The organism is Amycolatopsis sp. lyj-90, from assembly GCF_046549035.1.
GTDB lineage: Bacteria > Actinomycetota > Actinomycetes > Mycobacteriales > Pseudonocardiaceae > Amycolatopsis.
The window spans coordinates 1,152,446-1,178,611 of the sequence record NZ_JAJPWP010000002.1 but is presented as its reverse complement, the minus strand read 5'-3'; the positions used below and the strand labels follow the sequence as shown (position 1 = coordinate 1,178,611).

Sequence of the window (26,166 nt, the reverse complement as noted above, 5' to 3'; positions counted from 1 at the left end):
CGGGACGGACGAACCTCTGGTATGCCAGTTGTCACGCCAGTGGCATGGCTGGTTGGCCACGTTCGGAAGGGATAACCGCTGAAGGCATCTAAGCGGGAAGCCTGTTCCAAGATGAGGTATCCCACCCTATATGGGTTAAGGCCCCCAACAGACCATTGGGTTGATAGGCCAGAAATGGAAGCACAGTAATGTGTTGTCGAGTTGACTGGTACTAATAGGCCGAGGACTTGCCCACAAAGATGTTACGCATCCACTCTACAGCTCTGAAACACCACACAACCCTTCTCTCTTCCGAGGGAGTGGGAGTGTGTTTCACAGTGTTTCGGTGGTTATAGCGTCAGGGAAACGCCCGGTCCCATTCCGAACCCGGAAGCTAAGCCTGACAGCGCCGATGGTACTGCAACCGAAGGGTTGTGGGAGAGTAGGACACCGCCGGACTAACATTAAAGAAGGTCTGGGACCTGGTCGAGAACCCCCGAGGTTCTCCCAGGTCCCAGACCTTTTCTCATACCCAGACCCACAACCTCGTGAGTGGTAAAGACGGTTCTAACCGTCTTTACCACTCACGAGACCGCACCCCATAAGGTTCCTGGACCGCGGAAGTACATGAAGGCCCCCTTCACTGCGTCTAACGCAAGGAAGGGGGCCTTCACGTACTTCCGACTAGACCGAAGGGCCCCTTCAGCCCACCGACAGCGGACACGAGACCCTCGCCTGTACTCCTGGTCTCCCGATACCGTGTAGACGATGGCCATGCTCAAGCGCTCGGCACCGGTGCAGGTGGCGCCGACCAGAGCCGATCGAGTGGACAGGAGCGGGGATGACCGACGACGTGGCCGGCCAGGTGATCAAGGCCGAGCAGGAACGGATCCAATGTCTCCTCGACGTGGATCGCGATACCTACGACCGCTTGCACGCCGCGGAGTACCGGTTGTGCAACCCGACCGGCGCCGTGTGGACGAAGGCCGAGTACCTGGATCTCCTCACCACGGGGCGGGTCGCCTACCGGGAACTGGAGCTGACCGGCGACGTGGACGCCATCGTCGGCACCGACGTCGTCGTCCTCCGCTATCGGTGCTTCATCGAACTCACCGTCGACGGCGCGGACATCCCGCGGCACGAGGCCTGGCACACCGACGTCTACACCAAGGCCGGCGGCACGTGGCGTTGTGTCTGGTCGCAGGCCACTGGCATCATGGACCTTCCGTCAGCCGCATCCTGACCCACTCACGAGACGTGACCCGAAGCGGTGAGGGCCGGGAGCGTCTCGCCGAGCGGACCGCGGACGACCGCGGTCGCCATCGAGTCATACGGCGTTTCGGAGCCATTGAAGATCACCACATCGGCCCCAGCCCGTGAAGCGACGCTCACCAGCGAGGCGGCCGGCTGCACGCTCAGCGAAGACCCTGCCACCAGCAGGAGATCGCTCTCGGAGACGGCGGCACGCGCTGCCCGGAGCAGGGTCTGATCCAGGTGCTGGCCGAACGAGATCGTGGCGGACTTCAGGATGCCGCCGCACTCCAGGCAGGGCGGATCGGTCTCGCCCTCTCGAACGCGCTCGAGGGTCGCGCGCATGTCCCGGTGATCGTCACAGGACAGGCAGGCGGACTCGAACATCGTCCCGTGCAGTTCCAGCACCTGCTCCGGCGGAGAACCAGCCTTCTGATGCAGGCGGTCGATGTTCTGGGTGACGATGTGCGTCGGCGACAGGCGTTCGAGCGCGTAGTGCGCGGCGTTCGGCACTGCATCCCAGCCGGGGTGCACCAGCCGCGCCTGCCAGGTCCGTTCCCGGACTTCGCGACTGCCTCGGTATGCCTGGAGGTTCGACATCTTCTCCGCGGCCGGGTCGCGGGTCCACAGGCCTTGCGGGCCACGGAAGTCGGGGATGCCCGAATCCGTGGAGATCCCGGCGCCGGTCAGTGCGACGATCCGGCCGGCGCCGGCCACGAGCGTGCGGGCCTTGCTCAGTGCGGCATCGGGGCCGGTGGTGGTCACCGGCCCATCATGCCCCTACTTGACGGCGCTGCCCGCCTGCCAGTCCGCCCACGACTTCGACCAGTCGCCGTAGAGGTCCCACACCGGCAGCTGCGGGCCGCCCGAGTTGGTCACCTCGACGACGTCGCCGAGGCCCATGTTCTGGTAGAACCACTGGGCGTTGGCGGCGTTGAGGTTGATGCAGCCGTGCGACACGTTCGAGCTGCCCTGCGCGCCGACGCTGTTCGGGTTCTCGTGGACGAACTCGCCGTCGTTGGAGATGCGCAGCGACCATTTCTCGTTCGCCTTGTAGTACCCCGGCTGTCCCTGGCAGACGCCGTAGGTGCACGAGTCCATCGTGTAATTCTCGTGTTTGTCCGAAATGACGTGCGCGCCCAAATGCGTCGGCGTCGCGTCCTTGCCCATGGAAATGGGCATCGATTTCGCCAGCTGGCCGTTGTGGAAGATCTGCATCTGCTCGGTGTTGCCGTCGGCCTTCGCGACCCAGGAATCGTGCACCTTGTACGTTTCGGTGCGGTCGGTCGCGCCGTAGACGCCATTGCCGAAATCGACGCCGTAGATCATCGCCGACACCTTGAGCGTCGTCCCCGGCTGCCAGTACACCTTGGGGCGGTAATGGACGTTCTTGTCGTCGATCCAGTACCAGGAGCCCTCCTGCTTCGGCGTGGACTCCACCGACAGCTTCTTCTCCACGTCGGCCTTGTTCTTCACCGGCTGGCCGAACGCGAACACGATCGGCTGCCCGACGCCGACCCCGCCGGACGCGACCGCCGAGGGCGCCGGGATCAGGTTCGGGTTCGCCTGCTGCTTAGGGCTCAGGGTGGACACCCTGCTCTGCTGTTCCACGGGCTTTCCGTCGGTGCCCTGGGCATGCGCCACGATCTTGTAGGTGCTGCCGTAGCCGAGCGGCTCGACGGTCTTCCAGCTGAGCCCGTCGCCCGCCAGTTCGCCCTTGACCTGGTTGCCCTTGTCGGCGTTGCTGACCGTGACGTCGGTCAGTTTGCCGTGCTCGGCCTTGACCACCACCGGGGTCGCCGGATTGACGTCGGTCCCGCCCGCCGGATCGATGGTCACCGAGACCGGGCTTTCGCCCGATTCGGCACTGGTACCGGTCGAATTCGCGGGACCGTTCCCGCCCGAGGACGAACAAGCCGAGATCAGCAGTATCGCGGCGAGTATTCCGGCCGTCGAAAGTAATGTCTTCTTGGGAAACATATAGTTCTCTCTTTGAAATATAACCAGTACGTCGCTCGATCAGCGGAAAGGTCCTTTTTCAAAAGTACGCGAAGACGAAGACGCGATCGATGCCGGATGGTTGCTCGTCAGCCCACGACGAGACCTGGCGCACCATAAAGACCGGGGCCGTCCACGCTCAATTCACCCAAATAGGTCTTCGCGGCGCCGTAGGCCTCGGCGGTCAAAGTCGTGGTGTGACTGAAGTCCAGCGGGCTGACCCGCACCGGCTTCGGTCCCGGCACGTAGACCACGGGCACTTCGGCCGCGGCGATCGGTGCCTCCAGCACGGCCTGGTTCCGCATGCTGATCATCGCGGTGAACATCATCACCTCGGCGAAGGTCTGCGGAGTGCCGGGCATTTTGCCGGGGAAGGCGCAGTCGAGGACGACGAGCGACTTCGCGCCCATCGCGAGCGCCTGGCGCATCGGCACGTTGGCGACCAGGCCGCCGTCGTAGAGCATGCGGTCCCCGAACGGCACCGGCGGATAGATCCCCGGGATCGCGCAGCTGGCCAGCAGCGGCGCCAGAACGGGCCCTGAGCGGATGAGCAGCGGCTCGGCGGTGTCGACGTCCGTCGCGACGACGCCCAGCGGCAGCGCGAGGTCCTCGAACCGGACGCCCTCGCCGATGTGCTCGTCGACGATCGCGGCGAGACCGGTGTTGGGGAACAGGTTGGTCTTGCTGTGCCGCAGGGTCCGCACCTGGCTGAGCACGCCGCCGGGGAACGCCTCGTGCCGCGTCATCCGCGACCAGATCCGGTTCAGCCGGTCACCCGATTCGTCCCCGAGCGCGAGGACGGCGGCGTTCAGGGAACCCACCGAAGTGCCGACGACGAGGTCCGGGGCGACGCCCGCTTCCGAGAGCGCCTGCAGCATCCCGACCTGCATGGCGCCGAGGCTGCCTCCACCGCCGAGGACGAAACCGATCGGCTGGGGCAGGTTCAGGGCGGCCATGCCCGGAATCTAGTCCTCCGCGCCGACCTTCGCCGGGGTGGCTTCTTCGGCTGTGACACCGAGCGCTTTCTTCTTCTTGTAGCGCAGCAGGAAGAACACGGCGACGCCGACGAGCACGCCGACGATGGCCAGACCACTGGTGTTCAGCACGCCTTCGACCTTCTTCGCGGCCTCACCGAGGGCGGCGCCGATGCCGATGTGGATCGCCGACCAGCAGGCCGCACCGGCCGCGGCGGCCGGCAGGAACTTGCGGAACGGCAGGCCCGAGGTGCCGGACGCCGCCGGGGTCAGCGTGCGGATCACCGGGAGGAACCGCGCGAAGAACACCGCCCACGCGCCTCGCCGTTCGAGCACGCCCGTCGCCTTGTCCCAGGCGTCGAGGCCGTAATTGCGGATCAGCTTCGTCTCACGCAGGCGCGGGCCGAAGCGTTTGCCGATCGCGTAGCCGAGCGAGTCGCCCAGCGCGGCGCAGACCGTCACGACCGCCCACAGGGTCAGGAAGCGGGAGACCGACGTCGCCGTCGTGGCCGCGACCAGCAGCCCCGATTCGCCGGGCGCGATGAAGCCGAGCCCGATGGTGCATTCGGCGAACACCAGTCCGCCGGTCGCCGCGACCAGTCCCGGTTCGGGGAGTCCCTGCAGCCAATTGAGAAGATCCGTTACCAACGCCACCAGGTCACATTACTGATCCGTGACCTTTCGGGTGACGAGGTCGCGGCGAGGGTGACCGGAGTCACCGAGCCAGCAGCGAGCTGGCTTCCTGGGCGGCGGTCCCTTCGGCGGCGAGGTGGGCCAGGTTCTCCGACAGCGCTTCGCCGCGGCGAGCCTTCGTCTGCGCGAAGAGACGCCCGGCGCGGTACGAGGACCGGACCAGTGGCCCCGCCATCACACCGGCGAAGCCCATGGCCTCGGCGGCGTTGGAGTGCTCGACGAACTCCTCAGGCTTGACCCAGCGGTCGACGGGATGGTGCCGAGGCGAAGGACGCAGGTACTGGGTGATCGTGAGGATTTCGCAGCCCGCGTCGACCAGGTCCTTCATCGCGGGCGCGACCTCGTCGGGGGTCTCGCCCATGCCCAGGATCAGGTTCGACTTCGTCACCAGACCGGCCTCACGGGCCCGGGTGATGACTTCCAGCGACCGCGCGTAGCGGAAGCCGGGGCGGATGCGCTTGAAGATCCGCGGCACGGTCTCGACGTTGTGCGCGAGCACCTCGGGACGCGAGCCGAAGACTTCGGCGAGTTGGTCGGGGTCGGCGTTGAAGTCCGGGATCAGCAGCTCGACGCCGGTGCCCGGGTTCAGCGCGTGGATCTGGCGGACGGTCTCGGCGTACAACCACGCGCCGCCGTCTTCGAGGTCGTCACGGGCGACGCCGGTCACCGTCGAGTAGCGCAGGCCCATCGCCTGGACGCTCTCGGCGACCTTGCGGGGCTCGGTGCGGTCCAGCTCGGCGGGTTTGCCGGTGTCGATCTGGCAGAAGTCACAGCGCCGCGTGCACTGGTCGCCGCCGATCAGGAAGGTGGCCTCACGGTCTTCCCAGCATTCGTAGATGTTGGGACAGCCGGCTTCTTCACAGACGGTGTGGAGGCCTTCGCGGCGCACCAGGCCTTTGAGTTCGGTGAACTCCGGTCCCATCCGGGCGCGCGTCTTGATCCAAGACGGCTTCTTTTCGATGGGAGTCTGGGAATTCCGGACCTCGAGCCGCAACAGCTTGCGGCCATCTGGGGCAGCACTCACCCCGTCACCCTACGCTCGCCGCAGTAGTGGTCGCCGCTCACGCGGGGTCGGGGGTGACGCCCGTCAACTTGGTGCTCACGTCCCACAACGCGGCACCGAGCGATTCGCTCCTCGCGGCGGGCAAGGGACGCACCTTGACCGGGGCGCCGCGAAGCCCGCCGAGCCCGCGAGGGCCGATGTAATCGCCGCCCTGGACCTCGGGGGAGGTCGCCGCGAACAACTGCGGGAGCGTGCCTTGACGGGCGTTCTGCGCGATGAAGATCTCGCCGATCCGGTTGCCCGCGCCGACGAGCGCGCGCACCACCGGGTTGCGGTACGAGCGGGCCATCCCCGAACCGAGGCCGGTCCACGTATAGCCGGGGTGCGCCGCCACGCTGATGACATCCTCGCCCGCGGCGCGCAGCCTGCGGTCGAGTTCGAGCGCGAACACCTGATTGGAGAGTTTCGACTGGCCGTAGGCCGAGCCCGGGTTGTACATCCGGCGCTCGAAGTTGGGGTCGGCGACGTCGATGCGCGCGCCTGTCGCCGCGACGCTCGACAGGGTCACGACCCGCGCTCCCGAGCCGCCGCGCAGGGACGGCATCAGCAGCCAGGTCAGCACCGCGTGCCCGAGGTGGTTCGTGCCGAACTGAGTCTCGAAGCCGTCCTTGGTGTGGCCACGCGGGGTCGCCATCACGCCCGCGTTGTTGACCAGGAGATCGAGCTTGCCGCCCGACAGCTCCTGGACCTTCTTCGCGGCTTCGCGGACCGACTCGAGGTCGGCGAGGTCCAGGCGGACGAGCTCGGGTGCTTCCCCGGTCGCGGCCGCGCGGACCTGCTCCAGTGCCTTCGCGCCGCGCTCCGGCGACCGGCAGCCGAGCAGCACGCGGGCCCCCTTGCCCGCGAGCACCTCGGCGGTCCGCAGCCCCAGTCCCGAGTTCGCGCCGGTGACGAACACGGTCCGCCCGGTCTGATCAGGGATGTCGGCCTCGGTCCAGCGCGCGTGAGCAGCCATGTCGGTCACCTAACTACATCGGAGGTGGCCCCGCCAGGCCGGATCACGCGCTCGGCGCGAGCAACCGGAGCAGGTGTCCCATCGGGCTGCGGCGGCGGGCGGGCTTCGCGTGACGGCCGTGCCGGAGCAGGGTCGCGAACGCGCTGCCGACCTGGGTGATGTCCCCGGCCGGTTCCTTGCCGTCGGCCAGTCCCGCCGTCAGCGCGAGAGTGCGCAGTTCGGCTTCGTGGGACGGGATCAGCGCGGGGCACCGTTCGAGGGCCGCGTCGAGAACGGCGCGGAGGGTCTCGTGTTCGGCCGTGGCGCTGTTCCAGGCGCGGGTGACGGCCTCGACCCTGTCGAGCGCGAGATCCTGATCGGCGTAGTCCGGATCGGTCATCTCGGCGCGCAGGTGGCCGGCGAACACCTGGTTCCACTTGTACCGAAGCGCGACCAGAAGCTCTTCTTCGGTCGCGAAGTACTGGGTGGCGCCAGGGATTTCTTCAAGTGAAATCGCCTCGGACGGGTGGTGACCCGCCTGTCGGAGTGCGGCTTCGAGGATGTCGCGCCGCTGGTAGAAGTCGTTCCAGCTCATGATGTGGGCTCCCCTCCGTGACCCGGTTCATACCGCAGGTTTGCGGCATACTCCCGGTACGGACCTGACAGCAGCCAACATACCATGAGTATGGTGCGGGGCCGGCGGCGTAAAGTTGTGAAGGTGGCGACAATGAGGTCAAGGCGGCTGGACTATTCCGAGTCCACCCGGTCGGCACTCGTCGAGAGTGCCGTGGAGCTGTTCACCAAACGCGGATACGCCGGCACGTCTCTCGACGAGATCGCCAAGCGGGCCAGGGTGACGAAGGGCGCGCTCTACCACCATTTCAGTGGCAAGCAGGCGCTTTTCGAGGCTGCCTTCGACACCGTCGAGAGCCAGGTCTTCGACAGGCTCGAAAAGATCATGAACGGCCCGGACTCGCCGTGGGAACGCGCGCTCGCCGGGCTGCGCGGCTTCCTGCAGAGCTGTCTCGACCCGGCGTACCAGCGGATCGCGATCCACGAGGCCCCGGTGGTGATGGGCTGGGAACGCTGGCGCGAGGCCGAAGAACGGTGCAGCTTCGGCCTGGTCCGCACCGGGATCCAGTCGCTCATCGAGGTCGGCGAGGTCGACGACGTCCCGGTGGACGTCACCGCGCGGCTGCTGTTCGGCGCGCTGTCGAGCGCCGCGATCGAGATCGCGAGTTCGCCGGAGCCGAAGAAGGTCAGCGCCCAGGTCGAAGAGGTCCTGGTGCGGCTGCTCGTCGGATTCCGCCGTGTTCCGCCCGCCGAACACGGGAAAGCGAGCTGACGGCCTCCTCTATATGGTGGCCTTCGTGGACCTCAGGATCTTTACCGAGCCCCAGCAGGGGGCCGGCTACGAAGACTTGCTCCGGGTGGCCAAGGCCACCGAGGACGCGGGTTACGACGCCTTCTTCCGCAGTGACCACTACCTGAAGATGGGATCGGCGACCGGTCTGCCGGGGCCGACCGACGCGTGGATCACCCTCGCGGGTCTCGCCCGGGAGACCAGCCGGGTGAGGCTGGGCACCCTCGTCACCGCCGCCACCTTCCGGCACCCTTCGGTGCTCGCGATCTCGGTCGCGCAGGTGGACCAGATGTCCGGCGGCCGCGTCGAGCTCGGCATCGGCTCGGGCTGGTACGACGACGAGCACACCGCCTACGGCCTCGACCTGCCGCCGATCAAGGAGCGCTTCGACCGCTACGCCGAGCAGCTCGCGGTCGTCACCGGACTGTGGGAGACGCCGGAAGGCGAGACGTTCTCCTACGACGGCGAGCACTACAAGCTCGTCGAGTCGCCCGGCCTGCCGAAGCCCGCTCAGCGGCCCCGGCCGCCGGTGATCATCGGTGGTGGCGGCAAGAAGCGCACCCCGGCGCTCGCCGCTCGCTACGCGGACGAGTTCAACCTGCCGTTCGTGGGGCCGGACTTCGCGGTCGAGCAGTTCGGCCGTGTCGACGACGCCGCCCGCGAGATCGGGCGCGACCCCAAGGAGATCCTGCGCTCGGTCGCGCTCGTCGTCGCCGTGGGCCGCGACGAGGCCGAGGTGGCGAAGCGCGCTTCGGTGATCGGGCGTGAGGTTTCCGAGCTGCGTGAGAACGGGCTCGCGGGGACGCCGTCCGAGGTCGTCGAGAAGATCGGGCAGTGGCGGGAGAAGACCGGGATCACCCGGCTCTACCTGCAGCTGCTGGACCTCTCGGATCTGGACCAGGTCGACCTGATCGCCTCCGAGGTCGCTCCTCAGCTGGACTGAACCGGAATGCCGTGAAGGCCTCCTTCCCTACGCTCAAGGTAGGGAAGGAGGCCTTCACGGATTTCTAGACGTATTCGACGTCCACGCTGGCGATGGAGCCGCCGGGGCTGAAGGAGATCCCCGAAGGCCTGCCGTTGGTGGCCGGGTAACCCTCTTCCCGGTGACAGTTCGGACGGCAGTACTGGACGACGACCTTGTAGGTCCCCTCCGGACAGAAGCCGGCGGCCCAGGTCGAGCCGTTGGTCTCGGTCCAGCAGCTCGGGGGTGCCGCCGACGCGACGCCGGGTGCGGCCAGCATTCCGCCGACAGCGGCCACGACCGCGACGGCGTGCGCGAATTTGCGCATGTTTCCTCCCAGTGGGACCGCGGTGTTTCCGCGGCCCTACCGGGAAGGGTGGCACAAAAACTAGTTCTGCAAAGCAAAAGTGACACCAGGGGCGGCGGGTGCCTCGGGACGCGGCAGCCAGCGCTCATCGTTCACCGGGAGGTCGCCCTCCAGCGCGGCGAGGACGGCTTCGCGCGCCATCGGCAGGACCGACGCCACGGTGACCTCGCGGTCGAGTTCGTAGGACAGCGACGTCACGCCCGCGTCCCGGATGCCGCACGGGACGATCTTGTCGAAGGCGCCCAGGTCGGGATTGCAGTTCAGCTCGAAACCGTGCATGGTCACGCCGCGCTGGACGCGGATGCCGATCGCGGCGATCTTCCGCTCCACGCCGCGGTCGTCGGCGGGGATCCAGACACCGCTGCGGCCCTCGACCCGGCCGGTGTGCACGCCGAGCTGGTCGCAGACGGTGATCAACGCCTCTTCGAGACGCCGCACGTAGTGCACGACGTCGATCGGGTCGGCGAGTTTGATGATCGGGTAGCCGACCAGCTGGCCGGGCCCGTGCCAGGTGATCTTGCCGCCGCGGTCGACGTCGAGCACCGGGGTGCCGTCGGTCGGCCGGTCCTCGGCTTCGGTGCGCTTGCCCGCGGTGTAGACCGACGGGTGCTCCAGCAGCAACATGGTGTCCGGGCCGTCGCCGTCGGCGCGGGCCGTCACGTGCCGGCGCTGGAGTTCCCAGGCCTCGGTGTAGTCGATCGTCCCGATCTCGCGGACGTCGACGGGCTCGCTGGCGGCACGGCATGACGTGGTCGAAGAGCTCACGCCCGCGACACTACGCCGGATCCCCCGGCCGGGGCAGCAGGCCCAGTCCGGTCGCCGAAATCAGGCCGACACCGCCCACGGCGAGTACGGATCCCGCCGTGTCGGTCAGCCAGTGCACACCCAGCACGACCCGGCAGAGCGCGCCGATCACCGTCGCCGCGACGGCGATCGTGATCGCCAGGCGGGTCAGGCGCGGGCGGGTCCACGCGCACAACAGCACCGCGACGAACCCGGTGCAGGCGACCGCCACGACATGCCCGCTCGGGTAACTCAGATCGGGGAATTCGCGAGGCCGTTCCCGGTAGAACAGCGGTTTGGCGATCAGGCTGGTCAGGCGGCACAGCAACAGGACGACGGCCAGTTTGACGCACAACACGGTCAGGTCCCGGCGGCGCCAGGCGATCACCACCAGCACCGCGCCCAGCGCGAACGGCAGGACCGGGCCGAGGACGTTCGTGATCAGCTCGGCCACCTGCCCGGCGGGCCGGGTGTACTGCCCGCGGAACGCGTCGGCGAGGGCGACGTCCACCGGCGGTGGCCGGTCGTCGACGAGCAGCCCGAGGGTGACGAAGCCGATGAGCAGCAGGACTCCGGCGAGGAAGTACAGACCGCGTTGCAGGGTCATGTCGCGGCGGCCAGCGCGTCCTCGAGGGTCGGGTGGCGGAACGGGTAGCCCGCCTCCTCCAGCGCGCGGGGCAGGGCGCGCTGCCCGAACAGCGCCATCTCCTCGGCCGCCTGACCGAGGGCGATCTTCATCGCGAAACCGGGGACCTGCCAGAACGCCGGCCGGTGCACGGCCCGGCCGAGCGCCTTCGTGAACACCGCGTTCGTGGCGGGCTGCGGTCCGCTGAGGTTCACCGCGCCGGACAGCGAGTCGTTCTCCAGCGCGAAAACGATCGCCCCGACCTCGTCGTCGAGCGAGATCCACGGCATGTACTGCTTGCCGTCGCCGAGTTTCCCGCCGAGTCCCAACCGGAACAGCGGCCGCAGGACGTCGAGAAGTCCACCCTTGCGGGCGAGGACCAGACCGGTGCGGACGCGCACGACTCGGGCGCCTGCGGTGGCCGCGGTCTCGGTGGCGCCTTCCCACGCCGTGCAGAGTTCGGCGAGGAAACCGCGTCCCACCGGGCTGTTTTCGTCCACAAGGGACGGACCGGGGTCGCCGTAGTAGCCGACGGCGGAGGCGTTGACCAGTACCGGGATGCCGTGTTCGGCGACGGCTTCGGCGAGCACTTCCGTCGGTTCGACCCGGCTGTCGAGCAGGACCTGTTTGCGGGCCGCGCTCCAGCGTCCGGGCAGGAGCGGCGCGCCCGCGAGGTTCACCACGGCGTCGACGCCGTCGAGCGCGCCGTCGGCGATCTCCCCGGCGGGGGGATCCCAGCGGCGTTCGTCGGCGGCCCGCTCTTCCCGGCGCACGAGCCGGACCACCTCGTGCCCTGACGCACGGAGCCGCTTGGTCAGGGAGGTACCGATCAGTCCGCTCGCACCCGCGATCAGAACTCGCATTGTCCGATCGTGTCGTATCCGCGATCCGGGCGCACGCTCAGGTTCGCAGTTGCCCGGCCACGTCCGACGCGGCGGTGAGCAGCACCAGCACCGGGATCGTCGCGGCGGGGCGGAGGCGATAGCTGCCCCGCTTGTCCTGCTCGACGATCCCGGCGCCGGTCAGCGCCTTGAGATGGTGGTAGAGCTGGCCGGGGGAGCCGAGTTCGGCGGCCTCCTGCAGGGCGGGCGCGGACTGGGCACCCTTTTCGGCCAGCGTCCGCACGAGTGCCACCCGCGCGGTGCTGGACAGGGCCGCGAGCACCTCGGCGCGCGGACCGTCCTCCAGCGCCAGCACGGGGCCGGGGGTGACGGTGATCGCCCAGCTCAGTTCGAGGGGGTCGGTCAGCTCTCCGTGGTAGCCGATCAGGCCGCCGGGGCCCGCCGCCGGTTCGGTCCGCTGCCCGCCTTCGAGCGCGGCGACCCGGGCTTCGAGGGCGGCGATCCGGTCGGCGAGCTCAGCGTTCATACCGGTTATCTATACCTTCGTCTCAGCCGAGCGCCCGTTCCAGGGCGGCGAACCGGGCCGGGTCGGACAGCGCCGCGAGCAAGGCGTCGATGAGCGGCAGCTCGTTCTGCGTGTCCTGGTCCGTCACGCCGTGGAGCAGGACGGCCGCCGTGCCGGACCGTCCTCCCGGCCACCTGACCGAAAGCCCGATGGTGAGCGTGCGCGGCAGGGCCCCGTCCTTGATGAGTACTTCGCTCGCGCCGGGCGGCACGCGGTCGGAAAGCGGCCTGGCGAGGATCTCGCGGGCGAGCGCGCCGCCCGGCCGGTAGCGACCGGACGCCAGGCTGCGGTGGAGGGAGAACAGTTCCGACGCCGTCCCCCTGGCATGGCCCTTGACCCAGGGCCACTGCGCGTCCGGCGTCCCCGGCATGGTCGGGAAGCGCGCGAAGGCTTCGGCACGGAACGCGGGGTCGGCCACGAAGCGCCGGGCCACCGCGTCGCCCAGCGCCCGCCGGACCGCGACGGGACTGCCGGGCGGCGGCGCGTTCTCCGGCATCATCAGCATCAGGACCTCGCCGCCCAGCGAACGGGTGTCCGGCCGCGCCCACCCGCCTCGTGCCGCCGCGAGCTGGAGGGCGGGATCGCCGAGGCGGGTGCGCAGGTAGTCGGTGGCGGCGTTGTCGCTGAAGAAGATCATCGCTTCGGGGAGCCTCGCCAGCGGGACACGCTGTTCGGGGTCCTTGGCGATGCCGTAGTCGTCGCAGGGGACGCCCAGCCAGGTGAGCGCGTGGAAGTGCGCGCGGCCGTCGGCCACGAACGGGTGGTGGGCGTCCCAGCCGCCGACCCTGATCTGCTCCTTCGGATCGAGCCTGCCTTCGGCGACCGCGACGGCGTACGCGCTGAGATGCACGACCTTGACCGACGAGGCCAGCAGCCGCCGGACGTCGGCGTTGCGCGAAGCCCGCCGGCCCGCGCCGTCGTCGATCACGACGGAGATATCGCGCCGGTGCGCGGCGAGCCAGTCGAGCCAGCCCTGTTCGGTTCCCGTGTCCGGCTCGGCCGCGCTCGCGGTTCCCGGCAGCAGCAGCGCCGCCGACCCCACGGCGGCGCCGGTCAGCAGATGACGTCTGGTCAGCATGGGTGGCACCCTCCCTCTTGTTTTCCGTAATTCCGGAATACTAGAGTTCTGGGTGGCTGTCAAACCCTCGCGACCAGAGGGCGAATTGCGGGTAAAGAGGAAGGCCCTCGTCCCGCCGGAGCGGAACGAGGGCCTTCACGGGACTACCGGAGGATCAGAGACCGAGCTCGTCCTCGAAGTTGCCCTCTTCCAGACGCTGCTTGATCGTCGTGACGAAGCGGCCCGCGTCGGCCCCGTCCACCAGGCGGTGGTCGTAGGTCAGCGGCAGGAACGCCATCGACCGGACGGCGATCGTGTCGTTGCCGTCGGCGTCCGCGATCACGACCGGGCGCTTCACGACCGCGCCGGTACCGAGCATGCCGGACTGCGGCTGCACGATGATCGGCGTGTCGAACAGGGCGCCGTTGGAGCCGATGTTCGTGATCGTGAAGGTGCCGCCCGACAGCTCGTCCGGCTTGATCTGGCCCGAACGCGCGCGGCCCGCCAGGTCGGCGATGCGATGCGCGAGACCGGCGAGGCTGAGCTCACCCGCGTCGTGGATGACCACCGACAGCAGACCCTTTTCGGTGTCCACCGCGATCCCCAGGTGCACCGCACCGTGGTAGGTGATCTCCTTCGTGTCCTCGTTGTAGGACGCGTTGACGTTCGGGTGCTGCTTGAGCGCCTCGACGGTGGCCTTCGCGAAGAACGGCAGGAACGTCAGGTTGACGCCCTCGCGCTCCTTGAAGGCCGCCTTCGCCCGCTGGCGGAGCTTGGCGATCTTCGTGACGTCCACCTCGTGGACCTGCGTGAGCTGAGCGGAAAGCTGCAGCGACTCGCGGGTCTTGATGGCGGTGATCTGACGGATCCGGCTGGCCTTCTGCACGGTGCCGCGCAGTGCCGCGAGCTCCGGCGAAACCGCGGCCTTGCGCGGAGCGGCCGGTGCCGACGACGCGGCCGGGGCCGCGGCGGCGGGCTGTGCGGCGGGAGCCGGGGCTTCCTTCTTCTGCTTGGCCTCGGCGGCCGCGAGCACGTCCTGCTTGCGGATACGGCCACCGACACCGCTGCCGCTCAGCGACGACAGGTCGATGCCGTGCTCGGAAGCGAGCTTGCGGACCAGCGGCGTCACGTACGGCGAGCTGTCCGAACCGTTGTCGCTGCTCGCCGCGGGCTGCGCGGCGGGCTTCGGTGCCTCGGCGGGCTTCGGCGCGGGCGCGGGAGCCGCTTCGGCCTTGGGCTCGGGCTTCGGTTCCGGCTTGGGTTCCGGCTTCGGCTCGGGCTTGGGTTCCGGCTTGGGCTCGGGCTTGGCCTCGGCCTTCGGCGCGGATCCGGCCGCGCCGATCACCGCGAGGACACCGCCGACCTCGACGGTCTCGTCCTCGCCCGCGCGGATCTCCAGCACGGTGCCGGCGACCGGGGACGGAACCTCGGTGTCGACCTTGTCCGTGGAGATCTCGAGCAGCGGCTCGTCGACCTCGACGCTGTCGCCGACCTGCTTGAGCCACCGGGTGACGGTGCCCTCGGTGACGCTCTCGCCCAGCTCGGGCAGCTTCACCTCGGTGCCTTCACCACCGGAGGCGGGCGCGGTGTCCGGCTGGGACGGCGCGGACGCCTGCTCCTGCGCGGGCTCCGGCTCGGGCTCCGGCTCGGGCTCGGGTTCCGGCTGCGCCTCTTCGGCGGCGGGCTCGGCGGACCCGGACGACTCCGGCACCCCTCCGGTCCCGTCGTCGATGACGGCGAGTTCGCCGCCGACCTCGACGGTCTCGTCTTCCTGGGCGCTGATCTTCACAACCTTGCCGGCGACCGGGGAGGGGACCTCGGTGTCGACCTTGTCCGTGGAGATCTCGAGCAACGGCTCGTCGACCTCGACGGTGTCGCCCTCCTGCTTCAACCACCGGGTGACGGTGCCCTCGGTGACGCTCTCACCGAGCTCCGGCAACGTGACGGAGTAGGCCATCGTTCGCTGACTCCCTTGATATGTCTTGCTTGGTCTGGTTCTTCGACGGTGAGACGTCAGCTGTGGACGTGCAGCGGCTTGCCCGCCAGGGCGAGGAACGCTTCACCGAGGGCCTCGGTCTGGGTGGGGTGCGCGTGGATGAGCGGAGCCACGTCCTCAGGGAACGCCTCCCAGCTGTAGATCAGCTGCGCTTCGCCGATCAGCTCGCCGACGCGGTCGCCCACCATGTGCACGCCCACGACCGGCCCTTCCGGAGCCTTGATCAGCTTGACCCCACCGGAGGTCTTGAGGATCTGGCTCTTGCCGTTGCCGCCGAGGTCGTAGGTGAAGGTGGTGACGTCGGAGCCGTACTTCTCCTTCGCCTGAGACTCGGTGAGACCGACCGAAGCGACCTCGGGGTGCGAGTAGGTGACGCGCGGGATTCCGCTCTCGTCGATCACGCGCGGCTCCTGGCCCGCGATCTCCTCGGCGACGAAGATGCCCTGCTGGAAGCCGCGGTGCGCGAGCTGCAGACCCGGGACGATGTCGCCGACGGCGTAGACGTTCGGCAGGTTGGTGCGGAGGCGGTCGTCGGTGAGGACGAAACCGCGGTCCATCTTGACCCCGGCCTCTTCGTAACCGTGCCCGGCCGAGTTCGGGCCGCGGCCCACGGCGACCAGCAGCAGGTCGGCTTCGAGCGTCTCGCCGGACTCCAGCGACACGCTGACGCCGTTGTCGTCCTGCTTGGCGCCGGTGAAGCGGACGCCGGTCTTGAAGGCGATCTTGCGACGGCGGAAAGCGCGCTCGAGCTGCTTGGACGCGTACTCGTCCTCGTTCGGGACCAGGCGGGGCAGCGCCTCCACGATGGTGACGTCGACGCCGAAGGACGCCCAGACGGACGCGAATTCGACACCGATGACACCACCGCCGAGGACGATGACCTTCTTCGGGATGTAGTCCAGCGAAAGGGCCTGCTCGCTCGCGATGATGCGGCCGCCCAGCTCCAGGCCCGGCAGCGTCTTCGAGTACGAGCCGGTGGCGAGGATGACGTTCTTGCCGGTGTAGCGGGTGCCGTCGACCTCGACGGTCGTGCCGCCGACGAACGTTCCGGTGCCCTCGACGAGGTTCACCTTGTGCGCCTTGGCCAGGCCCTGGAGGCCCTTGTACAGGCGGGAGACGATCCCGTCCTTGTACTTGTTGACCCCGGCGATGTCGATGCCTTCCAGCACGGCCTTGACGCCGAAGGTCTCGGCGTCGCGGGTCTCGTCGGCGACCTCCGCCGCGTGCAGGAGGGCCTTGGTCGGGATGCAGCCTCGGTGGAGGCACGTCCCGCCAAGCTTGTCCTTTTCGATCAGGGTGACGGAAAGGCCCAGCTCGGCCGCGCGGAACGCGGCGGCGTAGCCGCCCGATCCGCCACCCAGGATCACAAGGTCGGCGGAGGTGTCGGTCACTTCAATAACTCCTCGGCAAGCGGTAGGGGTGGTGCTCTGGCGCCGCTTCGCGCGGTATACGCGCGCGCGGACACTTGCCATCTTGTCACTACGCGCGGCGGGCCTGCGACCTAGGCCGTGTCGTGTGACCCACGGGACACGGCCTACCAGGGTCGCCACGGTGAGCACACGCCCGGGTCGGGATAATGGGCATCGGACGCGAATGGGAAGTGAGGTGGTCGGAGTGGGTCTGTTCGACTCGCTGCGCCGGCGCTCTAAAGGCGGGCAAAAGCCCGGTACGCTGCGGAAAGCCTCTTCAAACGATTTCAAGCACCTTGAGGAGTGGGCCGCTTCGAGGACCGGTGTCGAGGCCTACGTGGAGCCCAAGACCAACGTCACGGAGACCACGGTCGTCCTCATCGCACACGATGGTGAGTGGACGAGGCGCCGGATCGAGAGCCTCGACGCGGCGCGGCAGTTCGGTCACAAACGGTCGATCCCCGTGTACGAGGTGGCGCGGGTCGGCTATCCGAAGCGGATGCGTGAGTACACCGAGCGGAAGAAGCGCGGCGAAGTTTGAGGGCTCGTGAGTGGCGATTCGGGTTCTGGTGGACCTGCATTGCCTACCCACTGGATGCCGATGGGGGCGAGCGTGGAGGATTTGGGACGTTGAACGTCCCGAATCCTCCACGCTCGAACCTGCCGCGGTGATGTTCCGGTGTCATCGAGCTCCGAGGCCGGAGCGGCCCCTCGACTACCGCACCACACCTTCGCCCTGGTCACGTTCCGCGGGCTTGGACGCTTCCCACGGCCCTGCGGGAACGCGTTGCGAAAGCCACTTTCGCGACGCAGCCATCCCACCCGGCCAGCCCCGCCTTGCCACTCACGAGCCCGACGCGTGCCCGGACCTCGTCACGCAGACTGCGCCAACAACACCAGGTGCCGTTCCAGCAGGGCGCGGAACGTCGGATGCACCGTCGTGCCCAGCGCCGGGTCGATCTCGACCGTCCGCCACCGGGCACCGGCGGCGGTGAGCAGCACCGAAGCGGGGTCGGCGATCACGACGACCCCGCCCTCCGCGCGCAGTTCCGCCGTCCCGAGCAGACGCGGGAAGACGACGTCGGCGGGCAGGCCGTCGCAGGTCATCAGGAACTCCCGGTAGTCGGCGGGCAGCCTGAGCCCGATGCGCGCTTCGGCCGCGTCGATGTTCCGGGCCGAGGCCGCCGGGGGCGCGGTGCCGCCGCCGCGCAGCCGGAGGACGCCCGCGATCATCTCGCGCCACGAACCGGTGTCCGGCGGATAGCGCTCGTACAGCGCCGCGACCAGTGCCCCGGCGCACAGCCCCGGCCAGTCGCCGAGTCCGAGCGGGTCGGCTCCCGCGACCAGACGCGGCGCGAGCCGCCTCGACGCGGCGAGGACGGCGACGTCCGGCCGTGCCTGCCGCGAGGCGATCCCGGCCCAGGCGTCGACGTCGCCTCGCGTGACGGCCTCCCGTAACCGGTCCGGCCGCGACGACCCGAGGTGCGAGACCGCCTCGCCGATCGGGGAGCCGCCGAGGAGACCGTCGAGATCGGACACCCGGCGGGCGAGGTACGCGTCGTGGGCGCGTTCTTCCGCGTCGAGGTCGAGCGGGGTCAGCGCGGCCGCCCACTCCGGCCGCGACCCTTGTGCGTCGAAGAGCATCGCCCACGCCCGGGCCTGCACGGCGCCGGGGACGAGCGCGGTGACGGGACGTTCGGTGAGCGCGTGCCAATGCGTGATCAGCCTGTCGGCTTCCGCCATCGCGCCGGAGGCGGCGAACAGCAGCGCGGCGTGCCCGATCCGGTCGTCGAGCGTCGCGTCGTCGCCGCTGAGCACGTCACTGATCGCGCCTTCGAGATACGCGTCCCTGTCCACGGAACCGACCTTGCCACACCGGGTTCCGCCCGGCGCGCTGCCTCATGGGGCAGTTCATCGGGCCATGCGTTGACGGCTGATCCATTCGGCCGCCACGCTGAAGGACATCCGCATCGAAAGACTTCACCGGCCCGCACCGCCGTGTCCGGCGGTTGTCCGCGCGTGGATGACAAAGGGGTGGGGAATGGTCGTCACCAACGTCGGCATGGTCTTTTTTCCGCACGGCGATCTGCATGTCGCGCGTACCGGGACACCGCCGCTCAAGGTTTCCTTTCACGCTCAGGATTTCGACGACACAAAGCCCGATCGCTATCAGCTCAGGGAAGTCACCAAGGACTGCGTGTTCGACTTCTTCGCGCCGCACAAGCCGGTCGGGCAACGCTTCGACGGATTGCCTTCGATCAACCCGGCCACGGGCATCGTGACCCCGAAAGACCCGGGCGTCTTCCTGTTCCAGGTCCGCTGGGGTGAGGTCTATCTGGTCGGGCGTCTCCAGGTGCACGAAGGAATCGACGCGTGGTGGTTCGGGAACGACTCGATCACGACGGCGTTCGACGGCGAATTCGGCCACGCCCAGCCGTCCCTCTACGCGAGGTTCACCGACGACGCCACGGGCGTGGACCGGATCGGCGACATCACCGGACACGGGTACGTGACCTTGACGCCGGACGATCCGGCGAAGCTCAAGATCGCGCCGCAGGGCAGGGTGCAGGGACTGGCCGAGACCACCGATCCGGCCGCGCCCACCGGGATCAAGGGAAACTTCCTCGGCGTCACCAATTCCCTGCCGGTCAGGGTGGTCGACTACGGGAAGACGCGCCAGAACCTCCAGCCGGTACAGACGCCCGATGTGGCACAAGCCGACGGCATGGTCAACATCCTGTTCATACCGGAGGGGTTCCAGGACACCGACACGGACCGGGCGGCCTTCGACCTCATCGTCGCCGGCACCGTGCGGGATCTCTTCGACAAACCGAGGCACCAGCCGTACGCGATGCTGGAAGCCGGGTTCAACATCTTCAAGGCCTACCTGCCTTCGCGTGATCACTACCTCACCTGCGGGTTCAGGATCACCGACGACGACTTCGACAAGGCGAAGCCCATTCCGTTCAACGGGCGGCTGGGCAGCGAGAAAACCAGCTACACCATGCAGGAACTCGTCGCCGTGGTCGGTCTGCCGATGCACAACGAGAGCCGGTTCGATCTCGTGACGATCTGGCAGGGGCAGAGCCTCAAGGGATTCGAACCGTCGCGAGTGGACCCGAAGCTGATCGCCGCGTGGCGGGCGCACGAAGCCGTCGGGATCCTGCACGCGAGGGACACGGTGTTCGGGATGTACCTGGGACAGCGGCCCGGCGACCGTACGTACGGGATCTCGAAGCCGCCGGTGAAGCCGCCGGCGCTGGGAGACACGACGCATGTCGATCTGAGCGCTTTCGTCGCGCGGTTGTACGAGTTCTACAGTCCCGACGCGACCAGGCTTCTCACTCCCGATCCTCGCCGGAACCCGCCGGAGCGGTACTCGTCGGGACGGGAGAACCCGGGCGCGGCGCTGCCGCGGTACTTCGGCGGATCGCAGTACGCCTTCGCGCCGTTCCACCCGATCGGCAAGAACTGGGTCCCGGACACGACGAAATTCACGCCGAGCCGGGGACTGGTCGCGATGATCTGTTACGAGGATGTCGATGGCGGTACCAACTTCGACGGAACCGCCACCGCGCAGACCATGGGCAGCGTGCGCACGGTGGCCTTCACCTACGCCGACGTGGTCGACAAACGAGAAATGCGACGACGTGATCCGCTGACCGGAGTCCCGCCCACCGCGGCCGCCGTACTCGAGATCGCCAACACGGTGGCCCACGAGTTCGGGCACAGTTTCAACCTCGGCGACGAGTACGAGGATTTCGAAGGGGACGGCACCGCGGCCACGGCGACCGGGGACCTGACGGCCGACAACCTTTCGGTTCTGGGCTTCCTGCGCGACCCGGGTTCACCGGCACCGGGAAGGCTGATCGACCCGGCGAAGGTCAAATGGCTCGATCTGCACCGGATGCTCCTTTCCGCGAAGATCACGGCGCCCGCCCGGCCCGCCGGTGGTGCCATCACCGTGACGATCGATCCTCGCTACAGCGGGAAATGGGTCCAGGCGCAGCGGGAAGGCACCGAGATCTGGCTGCGTAATTTCTCGATCACCAAGGACGGGGTCCAACTGCCGCTGGCCAAGGGCCAGGGCGAACTGCTCACCGGGCTCAAGATCGGGACGATCGACGCGACGGCGGGCAAGATCACCCTGACCGGAGTCGTGTCGCCGTTGGCGGAGTACCGGGCGGGCTCTTTCCTGTACATCCCGCTCAAGGCTCCGGACGGCGGTCTCGTTTCGGTGGTGGACAAGAAGGTCAAAGAATTCCTTTTCCTCACGAAGACCCCGCTGAACCGGGACACCGCTTTCGGCGAAGTGCGGAAAGAGGACGACGAGCCGGTGGACATCACCGGATTCGCGCCGCCGTGCAACTCGAGCAAAACGGTCGGGGTCTTCGAAGGTGGAGACACCTTTTCCGGTGGCCATTATCGTCCCGCCGGCTCGTGCAAAATGCGGAATCACTACGGCACGGCGAACGTGTGGACCGAGATCGGCCAGGACGCCGGCGCCTTCTGCTACGTCTGCAAATGGTTGATCGTCAACCGGGTCGATCCGAGTTACCACGCGATTCTCAGCGCCGCTTTCTACCCAGGGGAGCTGTGAAATGGCCGGGACGGGTGTGTTCGAAAAGATCCTCGCCGGGATCGGGCAGGCGGCGCTCCCGCTTCGTGAGGCCGTGCGTTCGCCCGGTGCCTGCATCGCCCTCCTGCAGAAGATGGGCTGGCGCGTGGACGCCGTCCCGCCCGCCCTGTCGGCTTTGGGCGGGGCGCTCGAAACGCTGACAGAATCTCTCCGCCGGTTGCTCGGAGACGGCGGGCTGAACGTGGGCGGTGGTTCCTCCGGCGGTGTCGACGTCGAGTTCTCGGCCGACGACGTGGCCCGGGTGCTCAGCGCGGTGCAAGCCCTCGTCGACGGTGTCAAAGGCATCGCCACCGCGCCGGACTCCGCCGTCCCGGAGGCTTTGCGGGTGGACGGATTTCGGGAGAAGTTCCCCCGTCAGCTGCTCGACTTCCTGATCGTCTCCTATCTCCAGCGGCACCATCCGGCCGTGGGTTTCGGGTTGCGCGGCCTCGGTGTCGTCAAGGGGAAGTACGCTCCGCGCTTCGGGAACCGGCCGTCGTACCTGCATCTCACTCTCGACCTCACGGACATCCCGCGGTTGATCGGTGATCCGGGGCAGGTGCTCAAGAAGGCCTTCGGCTGGGGCGGACCGGACTTCGACTTCGCGTCGCTGTCGTCCCAGCTCGACAACCTGCTGATGAGCATGGGCGTCGACGTCGACCTGCGATCCTTGCCGTCCGGAGCCACGGCGGCCGTCCGGGGGACGCCGGAAGATCTGACGGCCCCGCTGGTGAAAGCCGTCCGCGGCACCGTGTTCGAACGGTTCCTTCCGCGGAACAAGCGTTTGGCGGCCGAGATCCGGCTCGTCGAAGTGCCGTCGGTGAACGGCGCACCGGCAGGTCTGGCGCTGTTGCCGTACTTCACCGGCTCATTGGGCGCCGACCTGCCGTTGACCGAGGACCTCACCCTCCTCATCCGCAGCGACCTCGACCTCGAAGACGGCGTCGCGCTCAGAATCCTTCCCGGCCAAGGCATCGAGACCGTCGTCGGCTTCGAGAAGGAGAACCCGGCCCCGCGACAGCTCGACGGCGCCATCGAGGTCGTCATCGAGCGTGGCGAGGCCGGGAGCGAGCCCACCCTCCTGATCGGTTCCAGGGACGGCACGAGGCTGCAGTTCCGCAAGCTCGCCGCGACCGGGGGCGTGCGGATCAGCGACGGCGTGGACGTCTTCGCGGAGTTCGAACTCCAAGGGCTCGAGTTCGTCTTCAAGCCGGGCGGGGCCGACGGCTTCATCGCGAAGCTCCTGCCGGGCGACGGATTCACCGTCGGCGGCGACCTCGTCGCCGGGATCTCGCACGCGCACGGGTTCTACTTCCGCGGTTCGGCCAACCTCGAAGCGCGTATCGCGGCCCATTTCGAGCTGGGGCCGCTGGAGATCCAGGGGCTGACGATCTCCGCGTCGCCGTCGGGGGACGGTATCCCGATCGGGCTCGGGACGACGATCAAGGCGCGGCTCGGGCCGATCACGGCGGTGGTGGAGCAGATCGGGCTCACCGCCGGCCTCGCGTTCAAGAAGGACAACGACGGCAACCTGGGGCCGGTCGATCTTTCACTCGGTTTCAAGCCGCCCAAGGGGGTCGGGCTGTCGGTCGACGCGGGCATCGTGTCCGGTGGCGGGTATCTCTACTTCGACCCGGATCGCGGCGAGTACGCGGGCGCGCTGGAGCTGGAGTTCGCGGGGCTGGTGGAACTCAAGGCCATCGGGCTGATCACCACGCGGATGCCGGACGGGTCCGACGGGTTCTCGTTGCTGATCGTGATCGCCACCGAGTTCGGGGGCGGCGGGATCCAGCTCGGGTTCGGGTTCACACTGCTCGGCGTCGGCGGGGTGCTCGGGCTCAACCGGCGGATGGACTTCGCCGCGCTGATCGACGGCGTGGTCAGCGGCGGGATCGAATCGGTGATGTTCCCCAAGGACGTCATCGCGAACGCGCCGCGGATCATCAGCGACCTCCGGCGGTTCTTCCCGCCGGAGGACGGCCGGTTCCTCATCGGCCCGATGGCGAAGATCGGCTGGGGGACGCCGGCGCTGGTCACCGTCTCGCTCGGGGTGATCGTGGAGATCCCGCCCGGCAACGTCGCGATCCTCGGGGTGCTGAAATGCGTGCTGCCCAGTGAGGACGTCGCGCTGCTGAAACTGCAGGTCAACTTCATCGGCGCGCTCGAAGTCGACAAGTCGAGGTTGTGGTTCTTCGCGCAGCTCTTCGATTCGCGCATCCTGACGATGACCATCGAAGGCGGGATGGGCCTGCTGGTCGACTGGAGCGACAACCCCGACTTCGTGCTCAGCGTCGGCGGTTTCCACCCGTCGTTCAAGCCGCCGCCGTTGCCGTTCCCGGTACCGCCGCGGCTGTCCATCGACATCCTGAACTCACCGGGACGCCTGATCCGCGTGTCCGGCTATTTCGCGGTCACCAGCAACACCGCCCAGTTCGGCGCCAAGGCCGAACTCCGGCTGGGCTTCGGCGGGTTCGGCATCGAGGGGCATCTCGCCTTCGACGCGCTGTTCCGGTTCTCGCCGTTCTCGTTCATCATCCAGATCTCCGCCGGTGTCTCGCTGAAGGCGTTCGGGGTCGGTGTGTTCGGCATCGATCTCGACTTCCAGCTGGAAGGGCCGACACCGTGGCGTGCGCACGGCCGCGGGTCGATCTCCTTGCTGTTCTTCGAGATCTCGGCGGACTTCGACATCAGCTGGGGCGAGGAGCGCGACACCGCGCTGCCGCCGGTCGAGGTGCTCGGACTGCTGGAGAACGAGGTCCGCAAGGTCGAGGGCTGGCAGACGCGGCTGCCGGCGGGCGGGGTCAATCCGCTGGTCACGTTGCGGCAGCTGCCGGGGACCGACGACCTCGTCCTGCATCCCCTCGGCTCGTTGTTCGTCCGGCAGCGGGCTGTCCCGCTCGACGTCCGGATCGACCGGATCGGCGCGCAGAAGCCCAGTGACGGCAAGCGGTTCACCCTGGAGCCGATGCCCTCCAGCGGTTTCAAGCGCGCGTCGATCACCGGTGACAAGTTCGCGATGGGGCAGTTCCAGGACTCCGGCGACGCCGAGAAGCTTTCGCGCGCCGCCTTCGAGGACCAGAACGCCGGGCTGGAACTGGTCGCCGCGGACGGCGCGATCTTCTCGCCGCGCGTCGTGCGGCGCAGCGCCCGCTACGAACTGTACATAGTGGACAATGAACCACCGGAAACGGTCACCACCCTCGGGATGCGCCGTCGCCGGGTCCGGATGGCGGTGAAGGCACCCGCCGCGCCGAAGCTGTACAGCCCGGCTCCCGCGGTCTTCGACACCCTGCTCGCCGGCAGCAGCACCGCGCGCTCCTCCCTGTCCCAGCACGAATCCCGGCTGCGGCAACCGTTCGCGCCCGCCGAGACGGTGCGCGTCACCGGTGACAGCTTCATCGTCGCGTACCGCCGCAACAACCTCCAGGCGTTCCCGCCGGTGCGGACGGGCTCGACCGCCGCGACCTTCCGGAGCGAGGCGAGCGCGACCGACGCGATGGCGGACTGGATCCGCGCCGACGCGTCCCTGTCCGGGCAGGTGCACGTCCTGCGCCGGACCGAAGCGGGCGGCGGTCCGGTCGCGGAACCCGGCGTCTGGTCGAACGCGGGCAACGCGCCGTCGCCGGTTTCGGGGGCGGACGCGGTCGTCCTCGTCGGCGGGAAGGTACTCGTCGCGGGCGGCGCCGGCGCGACCGGGAAACCGGTGTCCACCACGGCGATCTTCGATCCGGTCGGGGTGACCTGGGCGGCCGGGGTGCCGTCGTTGAAGACCGCGCGGGCGCGGCACAGCACGACACGGCTGGCGGACGGCAGGGCCGTCGTGGCGGGCGGGCTCGACGCGAACGGTGCCCCGCTGGCGTCGGCCGAGGTGTTCGACCCTGCCGTGAACGCCTGGAAGGACACGGCGGATCTCGCCACCGCGCGAGCAGGACACGACGCCGTGGCGATCGGGTCCCGGCTGCTTGTCGCGGGTGGGACGTCGCCGAGAGGCGCCGCGCTCGCCTCGGCCGAACTGCTCGACCCGGGAACGCTGACCTGGACCGCGACCGCGCCGATGTCCGCCGCCCGCACCGGGCACCGGATGGTCCTGCTCACCGACGAGAAGACCGGGAAGGTGACGGTGCTGGTCGTCGGGGGCGCCGTACCGACCGGGCAGGGCGAGCGAGCCGTCGCGACCTGCGAGATCTACGACCCCGAGGCGAAGGAATGGACTCCGGCCGGGAGCCTTTCCGTGCCCCGCAAGGGGCATCAGGCGACACTGCTGCCGGACGGGCGTGTGCTGGTCACCGGCGGAGACGCCGTCGCGTCACGGCCCTACCGGCGGGAAAGCCTTGCCACCGCGGAAATCTACGACCCGGCGAAGCGGACCTGGCTTCCCGTGGACGCCATGCCGGGCGGCGGCCGCAGCGGACATCGGTGTGTGGCGACCCCGCTCGGCGCCGTCGTCGTCGGGGGCACCGGCCGTCCGGGGGCCACGGCCGGATTCCGTGCCGCCGCGGTGTTCGAGCCCGGCTCCGGAACATGGTCGGAAACCGGGGCGCTGACGGTGGGCCGCCACGACTTCGCGGCGATCGACCTCGCCGACGGCCGGGTGTTCGCCGTGGGCGGCCTCGCCAGGACCGGCGCCGCCGCACCGGGACCCGATCCCGTCGAACTCGCCACCACCACCGAGATCTACCTGCCATGAC

General features: G+C 68.6%; 22 protein-coding genes and 2 rRNA genes. 8 read left to right on the top strand and 16 right to left on the bottom strand.

Annotation, left to right across the window (positions count from 1 at the left end):
• From ACLJPX_RS11375 to ACLJPX_RS11365, 3 genes are all read left to right on the top strand, one after another.
• Positions 1 to 235, top strand: a 23S ribosomal RNA gene (locus ACLJPX_RS11375); the annotation flags it as partial.
• A gap of 86 nt (positions 236 to 321) precedes the next feature.
• Positions 322 to 438, top strand: a 5S ribosomal RNA gene (gene rrf, locus ACLJPX_RS11370).
• A 382-nt stretch (positions 439 to 820) separates the two neighbouring features.
• The gene (locus tag ACLJPX_RS11365; protein WP_410600010.1) at positions 821 to 1,222 is read left to right on the top strand and encodes a nuclear transport factor 2 family protein; all 402 of its coding nucleotides are present in this window, start codon (positions 821 to 823) and stop codon (positions 1,220 to 1,222) included.
• A 5-nt stretch (positions 1,223 to 1,227) separates the two neighbouring features.
• Here the strand turns inward: ACLJPX_RS11365 and ACLJPX_RS11360 are convergent, their stop codons facing one another.
• The 7 genes from ACLJPX_RS11360 to ACLJPX_RS11330 all read right to left on the bottom strand — a co-directional run bounded on the left by ACLJPX_RS11360 (position 1,228) and on the right by ACLJPX_RS11330 (position 7,487).
• Positions 1,228 to 1,995, bottom strand: a complete 768-nt coding sequence (locus ACLJPX_RS11360; RefSeq protein ID WP_410600009.1) for an SIR2 family NAD-dependent protein deacylase — start codon at positions 1,993 to 1,995, stop codon at positions 1,228 to 1,230.
• Between the two features lie 15 nt (positions 1,996 to 2,010).
• Entirely contained in the window at positions 2,011 to 3,210 is a 1,200-nt protein-coding gene (locus tag ACLJPX_RS11355) for an Ig-like domain-containing protein (RefSeq protein ID WP_410600008.1), read from the bottom strand.
• Positions 3,211 to 3,317: 107 nt separating this feature from the next.
• Complete coding sequence (locus tag ACLJPX_RS11350) at positions 3,318 to 4,184, bottom strand: patatin-like phospholipase family protein (protein ID WP_410600007.1); 867 nt, start codon at positions 4,182 to 4,184, stop codon at positions 3,318 to 3,320.
• A 9-nt stretch (positions 4,185 to 4,193) separates the two neighbouring features.
• Complete coding sequence (locus ACLJPX_RS11345) at positions 4,194 to 4,856, bottom strand: DedA family protein (protein WP_410600006.1); 663 nt, start codon at positions 4,854 to 4,856, stop codon at positions 4,194 to 4,196.
• Positions 4,857 to 4,917: 61 nt separating this feature from the next.
• Positions 4,918 to 5,919: a lipoyl synthase gene (gene lipA / locus ACLJPX_RS11340; RefSeq protein WP_181773779.1), complete on the bottom strand. Its 1,002-nt coding sequence runs from the start codon at positions 5,917 to 5,919 to the stop codon at positions 4,918 to 4,920.
• A gap of 37 nt (positions 5,920 to 5,956) precedes the next feature.
• Positions 5,957 to 6,913 (bottom strand): oxidoreductase, encoded by a 957-nt coding sequence (locus ACLJPX_RS11335; RefSeq protein WP_410600005.1) that lies wholly within the window; start codon positions 6,911 to 6,913, stop codon positions 5,957 to 5,959.
• A gap of 43 nt (positions 6,914 to 6,956) precedes the next feature.
• Positions 6,957 to 7,487: a hypothetical protein gene (locus ACLJPX_RS11330; protein ID WP_410600004.1), complete on the bottom strand. Its 531-nt coding sequence runs from the start codon at positions 7,485 to 7,487 to the stop codon at positions 6,957 to 6,959.
• Between the two features lie 132 nt (positions 7,488 to 7,619).
• Here ACLJPX_RS11330 and ACLJPX_RS11325 point away from each other — a divergent pair, with 132 nt between their 5' ends.
• Positions 7,620 to 8,237, top strand: coding sequence for a TetR/AcrR family transcriptional regulator (locus tag ACLJPX_RS11325; protein ID WP_093938700.1), 618 nt, complete (start codon positions 7,620 to 7,622; stop codon positions 8,235 to 8,237).
• Positions 8,238 to 8,262: 25 nt separating this feature from the next.
• Positions 8,263 to 9,198 (top strand): LLM class F420-dependent oxidoreductase, encoded by a 936-nt coding sequence (locus ACLJPX_RS11320; RefSeq protein ID WP_410600003.1) that lies wholly within the window; start codon positions 8,263 to 8,265, stop codon positions 9,196 to 9,198.
• Between the two features lie 64 nt (positions 9,199 to 9,262).
• Here the strand turns inward: ACLJPX_RS11320 and ACLJPX_RS11315 are convergent, their stop codons facing one another.
• From ACLJPX_RS11315 to lpdA, 8 genes are all read right to left on the bottom strand, one after another.
• Entirely contained in the window at positions 9,263 to 9,544 is a 282-nt protein-coding gene (locus ACLJPX_RS11315; protein WP_101609527.1) for a hypothetical protein, read from the bottom strand.
• A gap of 60 nt (positions 9,545 to 9,604) precedes the next feature.
• Entirely contained in the window at positions 9,605 to 10,348 is a 744-nt protein-coding gene (lipB, locus tag ACLJPX_RS11310) for a lipoyl(octanoyl) transferase LipB (protein ID WP_410600002.1), read from the bottom strand.
• Positions 10,349 to 10,358: 10 nt separating this feature from the next.
• Positions 10,359 to 10,973, bottom strand: a complete 615-nt coding sequence (locus ACLJPX_RS11305) for a phosphatase PAP2 family protein (RefSeq protein ID WP_410600001.1) — start codon at positions 10,971 to 10,973, stop codon at positions 10,359 to 10,361.
• Entirely contained in the window at positions 10,970 to 11,854 is an 885-nt protein-coding gene (locus ACLJPX_RS11300) for a TIGR01777 family oxidoreductase (RefSeq protein WP_410600000.1), read from the bottom strand. Before ACLJPX_RS11300 ends, ACLJPX_RS11305 begins: the two co-directional genes overlap by 4 nt.
• Before the next feature lie 37 nt (positions 11,855 to 11,891).
• Positions 11,892 to 12,359 (bottom strand): ArsR/SmtB family transcription factor, encoded by a 468-nt coding sequence (locus ACLJPX_RS11295; protein ID WP_101609523.1) that lies wholly within the window; start codon positions 12,357 to 12,359, stop codon positions 11,892 to 11,894.
• 22 nt (positions 12,360 to 12,381) lie between these two features.
• Complete coding sequence (locus ACLJPX_RS11290; RefSeq protein WP_410599999.1) at positions 12,382 to 13,476, bottom strand: serine hydrolase; 1,095 nt, start codon at positions 13,474 to 13,476, stop codon at positions 12,382 to 12,384.
• A gap of 154 nt (positions 13,477 to 13,630) precedes the next feature.
• Entirely contained in the window at positions 13,631 to 15,412 is a 1,782-nt protein-coding gene (gene sucB, locus ACLJPX_RS11285) for a 2-oxoglutarate dehydrogenase, E2 component, dihydrolipoamide succinyltransferase (protein WP_410599998.1), read from the bottom strand.
• A gap of 56 nt (positions 15,413 to 15,468) precedes the next feature.
• Positions 15,469 to 16,842 carry a dihydrolipoyl dehydrogenase gene (gene lpdA, locus ACLJPX_RS11280; protein ID WP_410599997.1) on the bottom strand — a complete coding sequence of 458 codons (1,374 nt, stop codon included), beginning with the start codon at positions 16,840 to 16,842 and terminating at the stop codon, positions 15,469 to 15,471.
• Positions 16,843 to 17,056: 214 nt separating this feature from the next.
• Here lpdA and ACLJPX_RS11275 point away from each other — a divergent pair, with 214 nt between their 5' ends.
• Positions 17,057 to 17,401, top strand: coding sequence for an oxidoreductase (locus tag ACLJPX_RS11275; protein ID WP_410600050.1), 345 nt, complete (start codon positions 17,057 to 17,059; stop codon positions 17,399 to 17,401).
• 332 nt (positions 17,402 to 17,733) lie between these two features.
• Here the strand turns inward: ACLJPX_RS11275 and ACLJPX_RS11270 are convergent, their stop codons facing one another.
• The gene (locus ACLJPX_RS11270) at positions 17,734 to 18,717 is read right to left on the bottom strand and encodes an SMI1/KNR4 family protein (RefSeq protein ID WP_410599996.1); all 984 of its coding nucleotides are present in this window, start codon (positions 18,715 to 18,717) and stop codon (positions 17,734 to 17,736) included.
• 184 nt (positions 18,718 to 18,901) lie between these two features.
• On the opposite strand from ACLJPX_RS11270, the gene ACLJPX_RS11265 reads away from it, so the two are divergent.
• Together ACLJPX_RS11265 and ACLJPX_RS11260 are read left to right on the top strand one after the other, a co-directional pair.
• On the top strand, positions 18,902 to 21,460 hold the full coding sequence (locus ACLJPX_RS11265; protein WP_410599995.1) for a hypothetical protein: 2,559 nt from the start codon (positions 18,902 to 18,904) through the stop codon (positions 21,458 to 21,460).
• Position 21,461: 1 nt separating this feature from the next.
• Positions 21,462 to 26,165: a DUF6603 domain-containing protein gene (locus tag ACLJPX_RS11260; protein ID WP_410599994.1), complete on the top strand. Its 4,704-nt coding sequence runs from the start codon at positions 21,462 to 21,464 to the stop codon at positions 26,163 to 26,165.
• Position 26,166: the final 1 nt, after the last annotated feature.